Source organism: Lentzea sp. NPDC036955 (assembly GCF_055608005.1).
In genome coordinates this window covers 228,602-243,351 of the sequence record NZ_JBVJRC010000010.1, presented here as the reverse complement: position 1 = coordinate 243,351, position 14,750 = coordinate 228,602, and the positions used below count along the sequence as shown (strand labels likewise).

Genomic DNA, 14,750 nt, shown 5'->3' with positions numbered 1-14,750 from the left:
GTACCCGTCAGCGGTGCAGCCGGGCCCACAGCGCGGGCCAGCCGCCCTTGCCCAGCACCGCGGCCGGGATCAGCAGGCCGTGTTCGGCGATCTTCGACCAGAACAGGTCCACGGGCGCACCGAGGTCGGCGGCCGCGGGCAACGCCTGCTGCCAGGGCCCCTGCGGGTCGGCCAGGTCGCTCGGGGGAAAGCCGGGCACCGTCGTCTTCCTCGGCCCGGCCACCACGACCGTGTCCTTTGTGGACTCCGAGCAGGTGGTCGCGATCGCCAGCGCGCACACCAGTTCCGTGGACGGGCGACGGGCCACCGAACGCGCCAGCGCGGCGTCACCGAGCAGCTCGCCCATGGCCGCGCGGACCGACCGCGCCACGACGTCCAAGGCGTGGGCGGGAGCGATCTCGGGGCGGCGCACCAGAGCGCGCAACGTCCTCGGCAGCGGTGCGCCGCCGGTGAGGGCGTGCAGCCGCTCGTGGTCGCGCAGCTCCTGGTCGAGCCGGTGCACCGCGGCGGCCAGCGGGCGGACGCGCGTGGCCTGCCACAGGGTCGTCGCGGCGAGGCCGTCGGCGAGGGCCGCGCGGACCAGGTCCACGTGGTCGTCCACGCGCTTCAACGCCACCACGGCCGCGTCCGGTTCGAAGTCGGCGGGACCGGGTCGGCCGAGACCGCGGGCCAGCTCGGCGTAGGCCCGCCGGGCGGTCACGACCGGCTTGCCGGCCAGCTCCCGTTCCACGGCGGCGGTCAGGGCGCGGACGAGCTCGGCGGGCAGGTTTCCCGCGGCGGACCGGCGGGCGGAGCCGCCCCGCACGCGCACCGGGGGAACGGGCACCACCGGCTCCGGTTCCGGCGGCCGGGGCGCGGGCAGGTGCTCCACCCACTTCCTGACCTGCTGCTCCAGCTCGTCCGCGACGGTGTCGTTGAACCGCGCGCGCAGTTCGTGGACGTGCCAGCCCGCGGTGTGGCGGCGCACGTCGAGGTTCGCGGCGATGCGGCCGTCGGGAGCCCGCAGGGCCATGAGCACGCAGTGGCCCTTGCGCGCCTGGTCGGCGTACCAGGACTCGCCGATGCAGTTGCCCATGTACCCGGACCACTCAGCCAGCTGCCGCGGTTCGCGACCCAGCTCCACGGTCAGCCCCGCGACGGTCGAACCGTCCACAGCGGACACACCGGGCGGGATGGGGAACACGCCGGTGTCGGCCTCGGCGATCACGGCGCTGGAGGTGACGCCGGTGACCAGCTCCGCCCAGCTCCCGCAGCGCGGTGGTGGCACCGCGCCGAACATCACGAGCTGCGCCACCTCGGCCACGGCGAGCGGCAGCGAGGTGTGGCCCGGCTTCGCCGGCGCGTCGTCGTAGGTGACGGTGGGGTGGGGGTGCTCGTGCCGGACGGTCGCGGAGTCGCCGCCGTGGAACGGTGCCAGCGCGTCGGCGAGGTCCGCGAACCACAGCAGGTCGTGCGGCAGCTCGACGTCGGCCGGATCGGCGCCGGCGAGGCGCTGGGCCAGCGGTGCGGTGGGGGCCTCCTCGCGCGTGTCGGCCAGCGGCGGCTGTTCCCAGCTCTGCGGCGCACGCGGGTACCCCACTTCCCGGCGCCACCCGGCCAGCTGCGGCGACCGCCCCGGATCGCCCTCGCCAGGGTGGTGCAGCGGCTGGAACAGCCTGTCGAGGAACCTCTCCACGGCCTCGAACACGACCACGCCGTAGTTGCGCGCCATGGCGGTGTACGTGCGCACCCTGCCCTCGGTCCGCGCGTTGACCGTCCGGTCGGGACCGGTTTCCAGCACGATCCGGTGGACGTAGGCGCCTGGCCGGGCCGGGTGGTTGTACGCGCCGTCGGGCCGGTGGGTGGCCGCCGTGCGGCTCCTCTCGGTGAGACAGGCGTCGGCGGCGACCAGCTCCGCCCGGTGCCGGTCCACGGCGACCGCGAAACCCTCGTCGGACGTCGTCCGCGCGAACCGCAGCAGCGCTGTCGCCGCGATGGCGTCGTGCAGCAGGTGTTCGAGCTCGCTGGCGGTCCACCACTTCGGCGGCTGCCAGCGCGCGGCGTTGGCGAGCGTCACCGGCTGTCCGCTGAGGTCCCAGGTCAGGTGCTGCACGATCTTGGCGTCGAAGTGCTCGCGGTGGCGCTCGCGGAGCTCGTCGAGCCGCTCCGTCCGCACCTGCGACGCCACCAGGCGGGCCCGGCGCTGCCGGTCCAGCAGCAGCCCGCACACGTGGTCCCACAGGTCGAGGACGAGCTTCAGCCTGCGCGGCTTCGGGTACGCGGCCAGCACGCGGGACAGGTGACCGGCCACAGTGGACGCCGCGCCGCGCGGGAACGGGTCGACGTCCTCGGGCGCACGCAGGTCCAGCACGCGTTCCAGCTGTTCCGGCCCGAGCAGGTCGGACGCCGCCGAGGCCAGCTGCACCGCGGCCCAACGCCCGTCGGTGACCGCCCGGTGCGCCGCCGCGCCGACCCGTTTGGTGACCTGCTCGCCGAACAACGCCACCAGCACAGCGGTCCGGTCACCCAGCCGGTGCGCGCCGTCGGCACCGAGGCACCGCAGCGCGGCCAGCACCGCGTCGCGGCGGTCGCCGTGCGCCCCCGCGAGCCGGGCCGAGTGGAAACCGCCACCGAGGTCGACGCCCGCACCCGCCGCGACCTCACCGCCTTGGCGCACCAGCCGGTCGAGCCGGCCGGTCGCGGCGCGGACGGCCGCGGGAGCGGCACCGGCGGGACCGAGTGCGACCGGTGCGCCGGGCACGGGCGGTCCGCCCGACGGGACCGGCCAGCAGCCGAGCCCCGGTCCGGCCGTCACGCCGAATGCCAGTCGAGTCGTCATCGGCACCATCATCGCGCACGCGTGCCACCCGTTTTCCCGGCTGAAGCGCGTCCGGTGACCCGCTGACACCGCGCTGGCACGCGGTGTCAGGGAAGTGTCAGCGCGCGTCGCAATTCTCATGGCCATGAGGAAGTCAGCGCTCTCGGCGCTCAAGAGGATCACTTTCGTGGCGTTGATGGGCGCGCTGGTCGGCGTGTCCGCAGGCGCCGCCACGGCCAACGCGGCGACCGCCCGCAACGGCTCCTGCGAGGCGGGCGAGTTCTGCCTGTACTACAACAGCGACCACGCCGGTTCGGTGTCGGACTTCGCCACCTCCGTTTCCGACTACGGCGACGAACAGCCGAGCTGCTACGACTTCAAGGGCGCGGGCAACGGCAAGGGCCTGTGCGTGAAGAACGAGGCCGCCTCGGTCTGGAACCGCACCAGCGGCCCGGTCACCGTCTACTTCAACAGCGGCTACGCCGGTCCCCGGCAGACCATCGCCGCCGGTGGCAAGGTCAACCTGAACTCGGAGCTCAAGAACGAGAACGCCGCGCACAAGCTGGGTGACGGCGGTGGCGGCACCCCGCCGCCGAGCGGTTCCTACGGCACCCCGGCGACCAACCCGCACCCGTCGGCCACCGCGCGGGCCCCGCAGGCCACCAAGCGCACGCAGTTCATCGACGACCAGATCCGGTCGCTGACCGGCGAGAAGGACTGCTGGGTCGGTGACTACCGCAGCTACGAGCCGTCGACGAGCAACCACAACACCGGCAACGCGCTCGACTGCACCATCTCCAACGCCATCGGCTCCTACCCGAGCGCGGCGCAGAAGGAGCAGGGCTGGAAGCTGGCCCGCTGGCTGCAGAAGCACGCCGCGAAGCTCGACGTCCGCTACGTGATCTGGCAGGGCAAGATCTGGAGCGTCGCCCGCTCGTCCGAGGGCTGGCGCGACTACACCGCGGGCAGCGGTGTCACCGGCGGTCACTACGACCACGTCCACGTCTCCGTGCAGAACCCGCACGGTGACTGAGCTGCCGGACAGCTGACGTCCGGCAGGGGGGACGTCGACCTGGTCCGGCGCTGTGCAAGGGGAGTGCCCGTCGCGGGTGCTCCCCTTGCCGCGTCGCTCAGGCGTTCCGGCGGCGCACCACCTCGGTGATCCAGACCGGTGCGAACGGCGACGTGCAGTTCGGTGGTGTCGGGTAGTCCTTGAGCACCTGCAGCCGTTCGCCGATGTCGATCGCCCGTTGCCGCAGCGCCGGGTGCTCGATGCCGATCTGCGCCAGGCAGTGGTTCATCGCCCACTGCAACCGGTCCGGGGCGTCGCGCAGCTCCTCCTCGACGACGTCCAGCAGCCCGTCGAGGTCGAGGCCCTCCGGTTTCTTCGCCACCCGGTCGACGGTCAACGCCCAGCCGGCGCTCGCCACCACCGGGTCGGGGTCGTCGATCCACGTCACGCGCAGGTCTTCGGCGTGAGCGCTCTTCTTGACGACGTAGTTCACGAGCCAGTCGTGCACCTTGGGCTTGCGCGCCTCGCGCAGCATCGTGTCGAGCTCGGCGCGTGAGAACGCCTTGGGGCGGCAGATCAGCAACGCCAGCAGGCGCGCCGCCGTGTCGCCGGTGGCCCACAGCTGCACGGCGAGGTCCTGCTGGGTCTTGAGCTCCTTGGCCAGAGCGCGGAGCCTGCCGAGGTTCACGCCGTGGTCGTCGCCGTGCTTCTCGTTCACGGCACGGGCTTTCGGGTCCTCCAGTGCGGCCAGCCTGTCGAGCACCCCGGTCACCGTCATCGCAGCCTCCCGTTCGTCACCGACAACAGAATACGTCGGTGACGAACAGGTCGTGCGGCTAGCGGCCGACCACCGTGCAGGTGGCGGTCGCGGTCCTGGCCGGGTTGCTCTCGGACGTGGCCTTGAGCGTCACCTTGGACGTGATCGGGCCGCCGTCGCGCTTGGCGTGCACCGGCACGTCCACGCGGCCGCCGAACTTCGCGGTCGCGAGCGCGTTCGGCAGCGACACGGTCCAGCCGGTGTCCGCGACCGTGGCGGACACGCGGTAGACGTCACCGCCGAGGTACTGGGTGACGTCCTCGGGGTGGCCGCCCGCCGCGGCCGCGCGACCGGTGTTGGTCAACGGGAACCGGCACGTGGCCACGCCGTCCGAGCCCGTGCGGGCCGCCGTGGGCGTCACGCGCACGCCGCGCTGCTGCGGGCCGGTGCCGTCCAGCGAGCGGACGGCGACGGTGTAGGACAGCACGCCCGCGGCGTCGCGCTGCACGTCGAGGACGTAGAAGTGCAGGCGGTTGGCCTGGTCCACGTACTCGAACTCGCTGCCGGAATTGGTGCCCGCGTGGAACAACGCGTCCGACAGCTGCCGGTAGTCGCCGACGGTGATGGGGACCTTCGTGCCGTCCGGCAGGACGTAGTCGGTCATGCCGATGTCCTGCGGGTTGGCGTCGACGACCCACGTGAACGGTGCGGCGTCGGCGTTCTTGGTCTTCGCGAGCAGCACACCGGAGTCCGGGGTGAACGAGTCGGCGCCCATGCGGTCGACGACTTCCAGCGTGTAGTTGTTGTAGCCGCCGCCGTCGCAGAACGGGTTCGCCGACACGGTGCAGGTCGGCGACCGGTCGGCGTTCATCGCGATGTTCACGCCGGTGAGGCCGGTCGCGCCGGGCTGCACGGAACGGGCGGTGACCTTCGCGATGACCGTGCCGGAGCCGGCCAGCGCCTCCCGCGACAGCCGCAGGACGTTCTGCTCGTCGACGATGCCGAGCTTGATCTTGTTGCGCAGGGTCTGCTGCGCGCCCAGCGACGCACCGCCGGTGGCCGGGATGGTCCACCGCGAGTGCGGGCCGCCGGGGCCGTTGAACGAGCCGCGCGACAGCATGTCCCACGGGCCGGAGTAGTCACGCCGCGGCGGGCTGCCGTAGGGGTTGCTGTAGTTGTCGCCGATGCCGAGGAGGTGGCTCAGCTCGTGCGCGTAGACGCCCTGGCCGGAGCTCTCGGCCTGGGTCGACGAGCCGCCGCCGGCGTTCGGCCAGATCGACGAGCCCGCCGCCCACGAGGTCCAGTCCACGTACCGGGTGCGCGACCAGTTCGGCAGCGCGGGGTCCGGCGGGCCGAAGTCGTCGGTGACGTCCTCCCTGGTGCGGAACTTCATCATCCCGAACTCCTGCCAGGTGCCCGACTCGTCCTGGCCCGCCGACAGGTAGTAGGTGAAGTCGTAGCCCGCCGGCACCTCCGCGCCGACGTCGGCCACCCACGCGGCACGGCCGTCGGTGCGGATGTCGCGGGTGCACGTGTCGCCGGCCGGGCAGCCGGTGCCGCCCTGGAACTCCATGGCGTACTCGTGGTCCTTGCCCGGCATCGTGTACGGGCCGAACGCCTTCAGGTCGACGCCGTAGCGCCCGCCGGAGGTCTCCATCCAGTACTCGTGCACGGTGTGGCCGCGGTTGAGGCCGTTCGGCTTGTTGAGGAAGTCCTGGTAGAACTGCGCGACCTGCTCGCGCGGCACGCCGCTGGCCTCCGCGCTGGGGTTGCCGAACACCGTGGAGTGCTCGGGCTGCGTCACGACGAACGGCTGGTTCGGGTAGTCCAGCAGCACCAGGGCACCCTTGAACGTGCGCACCGACCCCCGCTTCGAGGGGTCGGCCCAGGTGGTGCCGGGGATCTTGCGGTAGTCCCCCTCCCACGTCATGTGGTCGGGGTTGACCCAGTTCTGCGGGTCGATCGGGCCGGGCAGTCCGGCGTGCGCGGCCACTCTCGCGGCGTCGCGCGACTGCTGCCACGGCTGCTGCTGCGGCCAGTGGTCGAACTGCCAGTGGTGCAGGGGTTCGTCGGGCGGAGCAGCGCTCACGCCGGTGGTGCCGGCGACGAGTCCGCCGACCGAGAGCAACGCGGTGACCAGCAGTAACGGACGCCGGTTCCGGCGACGTGCAGGTGTGCGGTCCATACCACCCACCGTGGTGCAGACCGCGGTGCCGTCACCACGGCCTGGCGTCAGGTGGCCGCGTTGCCAGTTGACACAGCGGAACGGTGCCCGACGCCCTCCACAGGGGAGGTTCGGCCCCGCACGACCGGGGTGAAGCCGCTCGTGGGAAGCCGTCCACAGTAGAGCCTTTTCGGCTCACTGAAGCTGGAGTTGCCCCGTCGATCAGTGGCCTGAAGAATGCGGACGCTCCACGCGGAATTTGCCCTCTGACCACCGGCGGAGCTTCCTTGTCAGTGTTCTGCGCACCCTCTACTCTCGGATCCAAGAGCTTTGACGACTGCTGGGGCGGAGTTCGTCGGATTGTTTCGCCTATTCGGACGGGCTGCCACGGCCGCGTTACTGCAGTTGTATTTACGGGTTGACCGGTCAACGGTCCGGTTCGCCTTCATGGTCCGCACGGCCGCGGCGGTGGTCGGTGCGCGTTGACAACGAGGTCGGCGGAAGTGACGAGGAGGGGGACACGTCATGGGCTCTGGAGACGTCCGAGGGCGCAGGGCTGCGGCCAACCGTGCAGGTCGAAGCGATGACCAGGTGATGATGACACGGGTCGGGCTGCGTATCCCCACGGCGTTGAGCTTCGACGAGTGGGAGCGGGCAGGTCGCAGGCTGGCCGAGCTCGTGGACTCCTCGGCGTGGTCGCTGGGGGACTGGCTCGTGTTCGGCAAAGAACACTACTCCGAGCGCTACCAGCACGCGGTGCGGGCGGTCGGTCTGAGTTATCAGACGTTGCGCAACTACGCCTGGGTGGCCGGTCGGTTCGATTTGCACCGGCGGCGTCCGGCGTTGACCTTTCAACACCACGCGGAAGTCGCCTCCCTGCCGGCTGATGTCCAGGAATACCTGCTCAGCCAAGCGGAGATGAATTCCTGGACCACCCGGCAGCTGCGTTCCGCCATTCGCGGCGAAAAAGACTCCGGAAATGAGGTTTCGGCCGACTCGCGCATCAGCCTGCCGCAGGACCGGATCGAGACCTGGCGGCAGGCGGCGGACGTGGTCGGGCAGGACTTCGAGCAGTGGCTGGTGACGAACCTCGACCGGGCCGCCGAGCGCACGCTGAGCTCGGGGCAGGGGCTGCGGGTCGTCTCCTGAGCGACGGCCCGGCGCCGGCGGCTGTCACAGGTTGCGGACGAGTCCGCCGTCGCAGCGCAGCGCCGTGCCGGTGATGTAGGACGCCGGCTCACCGCACAGGAACGCGGCCGCGGCGGCGAACTCCTCCGGGCGCCCGTAGCGGCCGGCCGGGATCGTGGCGAGGGAGGCACGGGTGACCTCGGCGACGGTGCGGCCGGACCGCTCGGCGTTCGCGGCGTCGACCGCGGCGAGCCGGTCGGTCTCGATGCGGCCGGGCAGCAGCATGTTCACGGTGACGCCGGCCGCGGCCACCTCGCCGGCGAGCGTCTTGAGGTACCCGGCGAGCGCGGCCCGGCCGAGGTTCGACAGCGCCATGTTCGCGAGCGGCGCGGCGACCCCGCTGGAGCCGACCGCGAGGATCCGGCCCCAGCCGCGGTCCCGCATCGCGGGCAGGCACAGCGCGACGAGCCGCAGGTGCGGGCGCAGCAGTGCGTCCAGCGCGCCGTCGGCGTCGGCCACGTCCACCCCGTGCGCAGGGCCCTGGCGCGGCCCGGGACCGTTGAGCACCAGCACGTCCGGTGGCCCGAACCGCTCGGTCGTCGCGGCGACCAGCGCGGCAGGGCCGTCCGGTGCCGTCAGGTCCACCTCCACGCCCACCGCGCTGGGCAACGACGCGGCGACCTCCCGCGCCCGGTCGCCGCGGCGGCCGCAGATCACCACGCCGGCCCCCTCCGCGGCGAGCGCACGGGCCACCGCCTCACCGATTCCGCCGGTCGACGAACACACGAGTGCGGTGCGCCCGGTCAGTCCGAGATCCATGGGTTCCACTCCAAACCTGAAATCGGCGAGTTGTTGGATTGAATATCAGTGCGCCGGGGTACGTGCAACCGGCGTCCTGCCGACAGGACAACCGGCAGGACCGGAAGAGGTGTGGAACGAGCGCTATTTGTTGCGGCCTCGCGATAACGCGTGCTAGGCATTTGTCACCACCCGACCTGATTATGGGAATGGATATGACTGCCGAATACGACCCACTGCTGCTGCCGTTGACCAGTGAAATTCTCGACACGACGTTGCGGGACGGCTCCTACGCCGTCGATTTCCAGTTCGACGAGAATTTCGTCGTCGAACTGATGTGCCGGCTGGACGCGACCCCGATCCAGAAGATCGAGATCGCGCACGGGGTCGGGTACGAGGCGGAACGGGCGGGCAACCGGCCGGGCAGCATCTCGCTGCGCCGCTGGTGCGAGCTGGCGGGCACCCACCTGCGGTCATCGACGTGGGGCGTGTTCGCGCAGCCGTCGTTCAGCCGCCTGGAGACCATGTCCGAGCTGGTCGGGGCGGGCATGAGCTTCGTGCGCGTCGGCATGGAGGCCGAGAAGGTCGCGGCCAACCTCGACTACCTGCGCAGGGCCACCGAGATCTGCGGTCAGGTCTACCTCAACCTGATGAAGTCCAGCTCCACGCCCTACGAGGCCCTGCCGGACCTGCTCAAGGCCGTGCCGCGGGAGGTCGCGGGCGTCTACGTCGTCGACTCCTACGGCTCGATGCTGCCCAGCGACGTCCACCGCTACGTCACCGTCGTGCAGCGGTCGTTCCCCGTCGTCGGGTTCCACGGCCACAACAACCTGGGCCTCGCCAACGCCAACAGCATCGCGGCGCTCACGGCCGGCGCGTCGATCGTCGACGGCACCCTGCACGGCTTCGGCCGCGGCTCCGGCAACGCCGAGACCGAGTCGCTCGCCGGCATCCTCAAGGTCAAGGGCGACGACCGCTACGACTACCGCGAGCTGTCCCGGATGGCCGAGTTCTGCCGCGAGCACCTCGACGTGCTGCCGGACAACCGGAACATGCAGGTCCTGGGCGGTGTGCTGGGCGTGCACTCGAACTACTACCAGCTGGTCGAGGACCTGTGCGAGCAGCACCGGCTGGACCCGGCGTCGGTGATGGAGAAGGCCGCCGGCCTGGCCACCCGCAGCATCGACGGCGCCGACATCAGGGCCGCCGCCGAGCTGTTGTCCGCGCCCGCGACCGTCGGCGCTCGGGCCTGAGGGGGAGACGCCGTGAAGCTGGCGCGGTTCAGCACGGGCATCAGCCACGAGGTCCACGCGGGCCTGCCCGACGGGCGCTGGGTGCCGTTGTCGCTCATCCCCGGCTACGAGGAGCCGGTGCGCCTGGTCGACCTGCTCGTCCCCGACCACCGGCCGGAGCTCGAAGCGCAGGTCGCAGCCCTCGCCGACCGGGCAGTCGAGCTCGACCTGGGCGACGCGGCCACGATCGCGCAGGGCCCCGTGTGGGGTGCCGGGCTCAACTACCGCAAGCACTCCCAGGACCTGCTGACCGAGCAGCCCAAGTCCGGTCCGGGCTCCTACCTGCGCCCGGACAACGCGCTGATCGGCAACGGCGGTGTGATCGAGCTGCCGAGGCAGAGCGAACGCGTCACCGCCGAGGCCGAGCTGGGTCTCGTGATCGGCACGGAGTGCAAGAACGTGCGGCGCGACGAATGGCTTTCCGTCGTCGTCGGGGTCACCGCGGTTCTCGACATGACCGCGGAGGACGTCATCCGGGAGAATCCGCGGTACATCCCGTGGGCGAAGGGGTTCGACACGTTCTGCAGCGTCGGTCCGCAACTCGTCACGGTGGACGAGATCACCGACTTCGCGACAATTCAGGTGTCGACCGTGCGAAACGGGGAAGTCATGTCTTCGGCACCTGTTTCCGACATGCTCTACGACCTCGGCTATTTGGTGGAGTACTTCACCGCCGGCCGCACGATCGCACCCGGCACGGTCATCTGCACGGGAACTCCGGGTGCCGCCGTGATCTCCGCGGGCGACTCCGTACGCGCGGTGGTCGAGGGGGTCGGAACGCTCGTGCACACCGTCAAACAGGCACCGTGAAGGGGCGACAGGCGTGTTGGTTGAGCAGCTTTCCATCGTGGACGCGATCCGGCGTGCCTTCGTCGAGCACGCCGGTCGCGCCGCCGTCGAGACGGCGGCCGAGACGATCACCTACCGCGAGCTCGGCGACCGCGTCGCGGCGTTCGCGGGACAGCTCGAAGCGTGCACCGCTCCCGGCGAGTTCGTCGGGGTCGAGGCCGCGCGCGGTGCCGCGACGATCGTCGCGCTGGCCGGTGCGCTGACGTCCGGCCGGCCGTTCGTGGTGCTGGACCCGCGCGACAGCACGTCGAACGCGGAGAAGGTCGCCGCGCTCGGCGTCGCGTGGCTCGCCCGCGGCGGTGAGCTCGTCGAGGTGCCCGGCGAGAAGCGGGCGGTCGGGCAGACCGGGGCCGCCTACGCGATCCACACCTCCGGCTCGACCGGTGAGCCGAAGTGCGTGCTGGTCGCGGTGGACCCGCTGGCGCGGATGATCGCCGACCACGTGCGGCGGCTGGAGCTCACACCGGACTGCCGGACGTTGCAGTTCGCGCGGCTCACGTTCGACGGCTGCGTCACCGAGATCCTCTGGACCCTCACCTCGGGTGCCTGCCTGGTCGTGGTGGACGAGTCGCGGCTGGCGCCGGGCCCGGTGCTGCAGGCCACGCTGGAGGACCTGCGGATCACGCACCTGAAGACCACGCCGTTCGCGCTGACCGCGACCGAGCCGACCGGCTCGATGTCGTTGCGGCACGTGGTGAACGGCGGTGGCGCGTGCCGTCCGGCGCTGGTCGGCAAGTGGTCGGCGGTGGCGGCGTTCCACAACGCCTACGGGCTGACCGAGACCACCGTCTGCAACCTGCTGAGCGACGTGCTCGACCCGGCGCTGCACACGGAGACCGTGCCGCTGGGCGAGGTCGTCGGCGACTGCGGGTACGAGGTCGTGCCGCGCCCCGGCGACCCGGCCTCCCGCGGCGAGCTGGTGATCATCGGGCGCAGCGTGGCGATCGGGTACCTGACCGCCGACGGCGTGCAGCGCTTCGAGGGCGCCTACCGGACCGGTGACGTGGTCGAGGAACGCGACGGGCGGCTGTACTTCGTCGAACGCGCCGACCGGCAGCTGAAGGTCCGCGGCTACCGGCTCGACCCCGGTGAGATCGAGAGCGCCGCCTGCCGGTTGGCGGGCGTGGTCGAGGCGGTCGTGACGGCCGAGTCGCACGACGGTTCCGAGATCGCGGACGCCTTGGTCTGCTACTTCGTCGGCACGGTCGACGAACGGGCCGTGCGCGCCCATCTGGAAGCGGTGCTCGACCCCTACAAGGTGCCGTCGGTGGTCACGCGCATCGAACAGATGCCGTACACGCCCAACGGGAAGGTCGACCGGGACGCCCTGCGGGCCGCGCGCACGACGACGGCGGCGGCGGTGACCGATCTGCCGGAGGACCGGGTGCTCGCGCTGGCCCGGCAGCTCACCGGTGTCTCCGACGCCTCCCTGGACGACAACTTCTTCGACATCGGCGGCGACTCGGCCTCGACCGTGGTGCTGGTGAACGAGTTGCGCAGGCTCGGCTGGATGGACGCGGGCGTGCGGGACGTGCTGCGCGCCGAGAACCTGAAGTCGCTCACCACCGCGCTGCGCGAGCGGAGCGCCTGATGTGCGGCGTGTGCGGGACGTTCGCGCCCGACGGCCAGGTCGACCGCGGCGTCGCCGCGGCCATGCACACCCGGCTCGTGCACCGCGGCCCGGACGAGACGTACTCGCTGAACACGCCGACGCTGGCGGTGAAGCTGGGCCGGCTCGGCATGACCGGACTGGTCGACGGCTGGCAGCCGGCGGAGGACCGCGGCGGCCGGTTCGTGGCGATGACGAACGGCGAGATCTACAACGCCCGTGCGCTGAAGGCGCGGCTGGGCACCGACCCGGCCAACGGCGTGGACGTCGCCGTGATCCCCGACCTCGTCGCGGCACACGGCATCGCGGGGCTGGCGGAGGTCGACGGGCAGTTCGCGTCGGTGGTGTTCGACCGGGCGGAGAACGCGCTGTACCTGGCGCGCGACCGGTTCGGCGTCTGCCCGCTGTACTACACGGCGGTGGGCTCGTCCGTGCACTTCTGCTCCGAGCTCAAGGCGCTGGTGCAGTGCGCGGGGCAGGCGTGGCGGGTCGACGTGACCGCGGTGGACCAGTACTTCTCGCTCGGCAACGTCGTCGCGCCCAGGACGCTGGTGCACGGTGTGTCCGCGGTGCCGCCGGGATGTGCGGTCCGGATCTCGGCCGACGGCGTGGAGACCGTGCGGTACTGGCGTTACGGCGACTTCACCGAGGACCCGGTGCCCCCGGAGGAGCTGCGGTCGGCGCTGCGCGAGTCGGTGTCGGCGCGGCTGCACGCGGACGTGGAGATCGGCGCGTACCTCAGCGGTGGCTTCGACTCCACGGCGATCGTGCTGGAGGCGGCGTCGCTCGTGGACCGTCCGATGAGGACGTTCTCGGTGGTGTTCGACGACCCGTCGCTCGACGAGGGCCGGTTCCAGCGCGAGGTCGCCGCCCTCGCCGAGACCAAGCACGAGCAGATCCGGTGCGGGGTCTCCGACATCACCGCGTCGTTCGAGAAGATGGTGCGGCACTGCTGCTTCCCGCAGCGGGAGACCTACAACGTCGCCGCGATGATGCTCGCCGACGCGGTCCGGTCCGCCGGGATCAAGGGCGTGGTGTCCGGTGAGGGCGCCGACGAGCTGTTCTTCGGCTACGACTCCTACGCGTTCGACAGCGCTGGCCGCGGCCGGCGGCCCGGTCGTGACGAGAACGAGCAGGCCTGGGGCAGGGCCGACTTCGCGTGGGAGGTGAACTGGGACAAGGTGTCCTCGCGCCGCACGGCGTTCCTCGCGCCGGAGGTCCAGGAAGCCCTGCGGGGCGCGGAGTTCTGGCGCTCGCGGCTGATCCCGTTCAGCGACGACGAGGTGCGCTCGCTCTCGCCCATGCAGCTGCGGTCGGTCGCGGACGTGCACGTGCAGCTGTCCGGGCACCTGCTCGGCGACCACGGTGACGCGATGGTCATGCGGAACTCGGTCGAGGGGCGGTACCCGTTCCTGGGCAACGGCGTGGTGGCGGCGGCGTTGCGGGTCCCGGACGCGGAGAAGGTGGCGGACTTCGAGGGCAAGGCGTGCCTGCGGTCGGCCTACCGCGGGATCGTGCCGGACTCGGTGCTGAACCGGGGCAAGCACGGGTTCACCGCCTACGACCTGGACTCCGTCGTGGACCCGGTGACGTGGGCGCGGTGGGAGGAGCTCGTGGTGGCCAGCGGGGTGCTGGCGCCGGGGTCCCTGACCGTCGCGCCGGGCACGGACAAGTTCGACTTCCGGTTGAGTGCGATCAGCATCGCGATGGTGGTGGATGAGCTCGGGTTGCGGGTCTGAGGTGTTCGTCTTCCCCGGTGCCGGGTCCTACGGCAGCGACTGCCGGGCGTTGCTGCGCTCGGGGACGCTGGTGAAGTACCCGGGGCGGTTCGGGCGCAGCGCGCCGGCGGCGTCGTTCGGTGCGCTGGTCGAGGCGTGCGCGGAGCAGGTGACAGGGGAACGGCCGGTGCTCGTCGGGCACAGCTTCGGCGCCTACGTGGCCTATGCGGTCGCCGGGGTGCTGGAGACCTCCGGTGTCGCCGTCGAACGGCTGGTGGTGCTCGGAGCTGTTGCGCCGTCCCGGCATTCCGTGGCACCGGAGTCCATTTCGGACACCGAGGCGTACCTGGAGCGGGTGGCGCCGGGGCTCGTCGCGGGGGAGTGGCGCGACGTCGTGGTGGAGACCGCGGCGCGGGACATGACGCTGCTGGGCGAGTTCCGGCCGTCGGACCACCCGGTGCTGCGGTGCCCGGTCTTCGCCGCGCACGGCGAGGAGGACCCGCTGACGTCCCCGGCCGGTGTCGCCGCGTGGGCCGAGGTGACCACGGGCGTGTTCACCCGCACCGAGTTCCCCGGCGGCCACTCAGCCCTGCTGGAGGCCCCCGACCTGCTCTGACCAGCCCTCT

At 71.6% G+C, this 14,750-nt stretch carries 11 protein-coding genes; 7 read left to right on the top strand and 4 right to left on the bottom strand.

The features are described 5' to 3' along the window. Positions 1 to 7: 7 nt before the first annotated feature. Positions 8 to 2,818: a hypothetical protein gene (locus ACZ7CF_RS32765; RefSeq protein ID WP_360397936.1), complete on the bottom strand. Its 2,811-nt coding sequence runs from the start codon at positions 2,816 to 2,818 to the stop codon at positions 8 to 10. 124 nt (positions 2,819 to 2,942) lie between these two features. On the opposite strand from ACZ7CF_RS32765, the gene ACZ7CF_RS32760 reads away from it, so the two are divergent. Continuing rightward, complete coding sequence (locus ACZ7CF_RS32760; protein WP_470371392.1) at positions 2,943 to 3,830, top strand: peptidase inhibitor family I36 protein; 888 nt, start codon at positions 2,943 to 2,945, stop codon at positions 3,828 to 3,830. A 97-nt stretch (positions 3,831 to 3,927) separates the two neighbouring features. On the opposite strand, the gene ACZ7CF_RS32755 is transcribed toward ACZ7CF_RS32760, so the two are convergent. Together ACZ7CF_RS32755 and ACZ7CF_RS32750 are read right to left on the bottom strand one after the other, a co-directional pair. Then, positions 3,928 to 4,587, bottom strand: a complete 660-nt coding sequence (locus tag ACZ7CF_RS32755) for a DNA alkylation repair protein (protein ID WP_360397940.1) — start codon at positions 4,585 to 4,587, stop codon at positions 3,928 to 3,930. Positions 4,588 to 4,645: 58 nt separating this feature from the next. Beyond that, positions 4,646 to 6,751 carry a M6 family metalloprotease domain-containing protein gene (locus ACZ7CF_RS32750; protein WP_470371391.1) on the bottom strand — a complete coding sequence of 702 codons (2,106 nt, stop codon included), beginning with the start codon at positions 6,749 to 6,751 and terminating at the stop codon, positions 4,646 to 4,648. Positions 6,752 to 7,324: 573 nt separating this feature from the next. Here ACZ7CF_RS32750 and ACZ7CF_RS32745 point away from each other — a divergent pair. Continuing rightward, positions 7,325 to 7,879 (top strand): LmbU family transcriptional regulator, encoded by a 555-nt coding sequence (locus ACZ7CF_RS32745; protein WP_458434202.1) that lies wholly within the window; start codon positions 7,325 to 7,327, stop codon positions 7,877 to 7,879. 24 nt (positions 7,880 to 7,903) lie between these two features. Here ACZ7CF_RS32745 and ACZ7CF_RS32740 read toward each other — a convergent pair whose 3' ends face one another. Further along, a complete protein-coding gene (locus ACZ7CF_RS32740) occupies positions 7,904 to 8,677 on the bottom strand; it encodes an SDR family oxidoreductase (protein ID WP_470371390.1) in 774 nt (257 codons plus the stop codon). A gap of 194 nt (positions 8,678 to 8,871) precedes the next feature. Here ACZ7CF_RS32740 and ACZ7CF_RS32735 point away from each other — a divergent pair, with 194 nt between their 5' ends. Genes ACZ7CF_RS32735 through ACZ7CF_RS32715 form a run of 5 tightly spaced genes read left to right on the top strand, consistent with a single transcriptional unit; the run spans position 8,872 to position 14,740 of the window. Further along, positions 8,872 to 9,909 carry a beta/alpha barrel domain-containing protein gene (locus ACZ7CF_RS32735; protein ID WP_360397946.1) on the top strand — a complete coding sequence of 346 codons (1,038 nt, stop codon included), beginning with the start codon at positions 8,872 to 8,874 and terminating at the stop codon, positions 9,907 to 9,909. Positions 9,910 to 9,921: 12 nt separating this feature from the next. Further along, positions 9,922 to 10,758: a fumarylacetoacetate hydrolase family protein gene (locus ACZ7CF_RS32730; RefSeq protein WP_470371389.1), complete on the top strand. Its 837-nt coding sequence runs from the start codon at positions 9,922 to 9,924 to the stop codon at positions 10,756 to 10,758. A 13-nt stretch (positions 10,759 to 10,771) separates the two neighbouring features. Then, on the top strand, positions 10,772 to 12,388 hold the full coding sequence (locus tag ACZ7CF_RS32725; RefSeq protein ID WP_470371388.1) for a non-ribosomal peptide synthetase: 1,617 nt from the start codon (positions 10,772 to 10,774) through the stop codon (positions 12,386 to 12,388). After that, the gene (gene asnB, locus ACZ7CF_RS32720) at positions 12,388 to 14,145 is read left to right on the top strand and encodes an asparagine synthase (glutamine-hydrolyzing) (protein ID WP_470371387.1); all 1,758 of its coding nucleotides are present in this window, start codon (positions 12,388 to 12,390) and stop codon (positions 14,143 to 14,145) included. Before ACZ7CF_RS32725 ends, asnB begins: the two co-directional genes overlap by 1 nt. Further along, positions 14,123 to 14,740, top strand: a complete 618-nt coding sequence (locus tag ACZ7CF_RS32715) for a thioesterase II family protein (protein WP_360397954.1) — start codon at positions 14,123 to 14,125, stop codon at positions 14,738 to 14,740. The genes asnB and ACZ7CF_RS32715 overlap by 23 nt, the downstream gene beginning before the upstream one ends. Positions 14,741 to 14,750 lie beyond the last annotated feature (10 nt).